The sequence below is a fragment of the Parabacteroides sp. AM58-2XD genome, from assembly GCF_003463685.1.
GTDB classification, from domain to species: Bacteria; Bacteroidota; Bacteroidia; order Bacteroidales; family Tannerellaceae; genus Parabacteroides; species Parabacteroides segnis.
Genome location: NZ_QSDP01000197.1, coordinates 1 through 3,955 on the forward strand (window position 1 = coordinate 1; position 3,955 = coordinate 3,955).

General features: G+C 42.9%; 2 protein-coding genes. Both read left to right on the forward strand.

The window, feature by feature from the left end; translation table 11 throughout:
- Positions 1 to 161: 161 nt before the first annotated feature.
- A complete protein-coding gene (locus tag DXA15_RS24610; RefSeq protein ID WP_128135794.1) occupies positions 162 to 1,265 on the forward strand; it encodes an acyltransferase family protein in 1,104 nt (367 codons plus the stop codon).
- Entirely contained in the window at positions 1,265 to 3,754 is a 2,490-nt protein-coding gene (locus DXA15_RS24615) for a T9SS type A sorting domain-containing protein (RefSeq protein WP_128135795.1), read from the forward strand. Before DXA15_RS24610 ends, DXA15_RS24615 begins: the two co-directional genes overlap by 1 nt.
- Positions 3,755 to 3,955 lie beyond the last annotated feature (201 nt).

Consider the following 3,955-nt stretch of genomic DNA (forward strand, 5'->3'; position numbering starts at 1 on the left):
ATCAACCGAACGGCTTATAATTATAAGCCAATAAAAAGTCCCCTATAAAAATACAAAAACATAAGCTATATTTTACTAGTACTTAAGGTTTTATTATATATATGATATAATCCTGTTCTTTTTAATTACATTTGCGTCTTATAACCGAATAATCTAAAATTATGGCACAATCAGGAAGACTGCTCTCACTGGACGTAATGAGAGGTATTACAATTGCAGGGATGATCATGGTGAACAATCCGGGAAGCTGGGGATATGTATATGCTCCGCTACGACATGCATCATGGAACGGCCTCACTCCTACCGACCTGGTATTCCCGTTCTTTATGTTTATTATGGGAGTTTCCATGTTCTTTTCATTGCGGAAATACAACTTCAAATTATCCGGAGAAAGCGTTACGAAAGTACTGAAACGGACCGTGCTGATCTTCCTGGTCGGATTTGCCTTGAATTTATTCGGACATCTCTGCTACAACGGATTTTCCAATTTCGAAAACCTGCGTATCCTGGGAGTTATGCAGCGGCTGGCACTGGCTTACGGGATCGGCTCACTGATCGGATTATCCGTTAAGCATAAATATATTTTACAGACAGCAGCCGGAATACTGCTGTTTTACTGGATACTTTTAGCCGCTACCGGCAGCCAGACGTTGTCGGAAGATAATATAATTGCAATAGTCGATCGTGCACTGTTCGGAAATACGCATATGTACCATGATTATCTGGCAGACGGAACCCGCATCGCCTTTGATCCGGAAGGGTTGTTGAGTTGTCTGGGAAGTATCGGGCATGTATTGCTCGGTTTCTATGTGGGCAAAATGATTCTCGACTGTAAAAAGAACAATGAATTAATTATCAGGAATTTGTTTATCTTTGGAACAATTATTCTGTTCCTGGGATTCCTGCTAAGTTACGGCTGCCCGATCAATAAAAAACTATGGAGCAGTACATTTGTATTGACCACTTGCGGATTCGGCTCGCTGTTTCTGGCGTTGCTGATCTGGATCATCGACATAAACGGCAAAAAGAAATGGTCGCTGTTTTTCGAATCTTTCGGGATTAATCCGTTATATCTCTATGTACAGGGAGATGTATTTGCAGTGGTACTCGATAAATGCGGAGTGACACCGTATGTATATGCAGATGTCCTGGTCCCGCTCTTCGGAAACTTCGGAGGTTCGTTGGCATGGGCTATTTTGTTTGTCGTATTGAACTGGATACCGGGATATTGGTTATATAAGAAACGTATCTACATCAAATTATAATGAATCGTTACAGACTGTTTTATCACTGCATTTATATAAGTATCATCTGTTTATTCCTGTTTTGCCCCGGCAAAGCAAAATCGCAGATAAGCGAAGGAGGAAAACCGGTTAGTTTCAACTATCAAAACCCGTTGAAAAGCTGGCAACCGGCTGTTCAGATACCGGTAAATTTCAGTGTGGAAGACAGGATAGCAGTCGATGAATGGCGGGTAAGCCAGGGAGCACCTCTGGCTGTTTCTGCATTGATAGATACGGATTTGAATATGGAGAATGCCGGAGAATGGCGGGTATTGCCCGGCGGAGAAAAAATCTGGCAGCTTCGCCTTCAGGCAAAAGGGGCGATTGCCTTAATGTTATATTATGAAACATTTTACCTGCCGGAAGGCGGAAAACTATTCATATACAATGCAGAAAAGACTCATTTACTGGGAGCCTATACTTCGCAAACCAATCCGGACGGAAAATCATTTGCTACGGAATTTGTGGCCGGCGATGATATCATTCTCGAATACGAACCGCCTGTTTCGGACGAAAAAGCCCGTATAGCCATTAATCAGGTAGGATACGGATACAATCATCTGTATGTGACTACTGATTTACGGAGTACCGGCCCGGAAACTTCCGGTTCCTGCATGGTCAATATCAACTGCGAAGAAGGAGAGGAGTGGCAAAACGAAAAGAACGGCGTTTGTATGATGGTTGAGAAAATAGGGAAGGCCGGATACCTCTGTTCCGGTTCACTGGTGAACAACACGGCTAAAGACATGAAACCTTATATATTGTCGGCTTTCCATTGTACACAAGATTACGATAACGGAACGACTGCTTCGGAAACAGATCTAAACCAATGGGTATTTTATTTCCATTTTGAACATACCGGATGCGAAAACGCTTCGCCGATAGCCGGACATAAAACAATGACCGGCTGCCGGCGGATTGTAAGTATTCCGATAGAGGACGGTTCCGACGGACTGTTATTGTTACTGAACGACAAGATCCCGGCAGAATATAATGTCTATTTCAACGGTTGGGACAGAAGTGAAACAGCTGCCTCATCCGGAGTGAATATTCATCATCCTTCCGGCGATTATATGAAAATATCGACCTTCGGTGATCACCCGGTAAAGACAACGACCTGGATAGATAATACATTCACTGCCGGAGCTCCCGATGCCCATTGGAATGTCATTTTCGACAAAACGACCAACGGACACAGTATCACGGAAGGCGGTTCCTCCGGTTCGCCGCTTTTCAATGAAAATAAGCAGATAGTAGGTACATTGACCGGCGGCAATTCTACTTGCCGCCTGACAAACGGGAATAACTTATACGGCAAATTTTCTTTCCATTGGGATAAATATAGCCGGGCTGATACCGGGCGCATGGATATCTGGCTCGATCCGTTGAACACCGGTGCTACAACAATTCCCGGTTTGTCGCAAACCGGAGAGGAGGGGAGCCTGTTCAATTACAAGTCACCGACAAGTGTTACTGCCCAATCCATTTCTTCCAATAATGTTCTTATTCAATGGAATGCACCTGTATATACACAGTTGATCGGCTGGGGTACACAAAATTCGGCCGCACAAATCGGATACCATGGCACTCCTTTCTATTTCGGTCAAAGATGGGAGTCTAAAGAATTGATAAACATACATAAAAAGAAATTGGTAAACGTAAAATTCATTCCTGTCTACAGTGTGAATTATGCCATCTTTATCAAACAAGGAGAACGGACCTATCAACAGGAAATAACCAATCTGACGGCCAACCGGTCCAACACAATAGAGTTGAAAACACCTTATACGATTGATGCCAACCAGGATCTGATCATTTCCATCTATGCCAGAAAATACGGACGCTCGGTTTATCCTGCTTTCGTAGATAACGGTCCGGCCGTTAACGGAAAAGGAAATCTAGTATCTTTTGACGGAAACGAATGGGAATATTTGCTGGATGAAGAATTCAATATTAATTTTATCCTGTCTGCTACCGTCACTTCCGAAGAAGGTGAGCTGACACTTCCCCTTCCCGCAACAAACAGTGATATACAGATTCCGGCTTTCCCAGCTATTACCGGATATAACATATACAAAGACCAGATGTTATTAGCTTCTGTCGCCGCTTCCACATTACAATATACAGATAAAAATGTCACCGGAGGCAAGCATGACTACAGTGTTTCTGCTCTATACGATTCAAAAGAAAGCAGAGCAGCCACAGCTACAGCAGAAACAAATGTAAATACGGAGAGTATACAGGAAACAACCGATTTCCATATCACCCCTGCAATATTCAAAGACCGGATACAGATAAATAATTACCAGCAAGTCAAAAACCTTGAAATTTATTCATCCGACGGAAAACTGATCCGGAAATTAACCGATCCGGCAGAATGGATAGAGACAGGTAATCTCCCGCAAGGTGTTTATTTCTTCAAACTAAGCAATGATAAGACTTTCAAAACCGTTCGCGGCATCAAACAATAATGAACTAATTTACTAATTAGCCAATGAATAAAGCAATTAGTTCTATTATTATCAGATATGAGTGTTTGTTTATAGCAACTGGTTGTACCTGACTCCCCTCTGGAGAGGGGGAAGGGGGTGTGTCATATCCCCGCCATACAACCACCATAATCAGAGTCACTTGACTATTACAGGTTCATTTGCCGTTTGCTTCAGCTGACG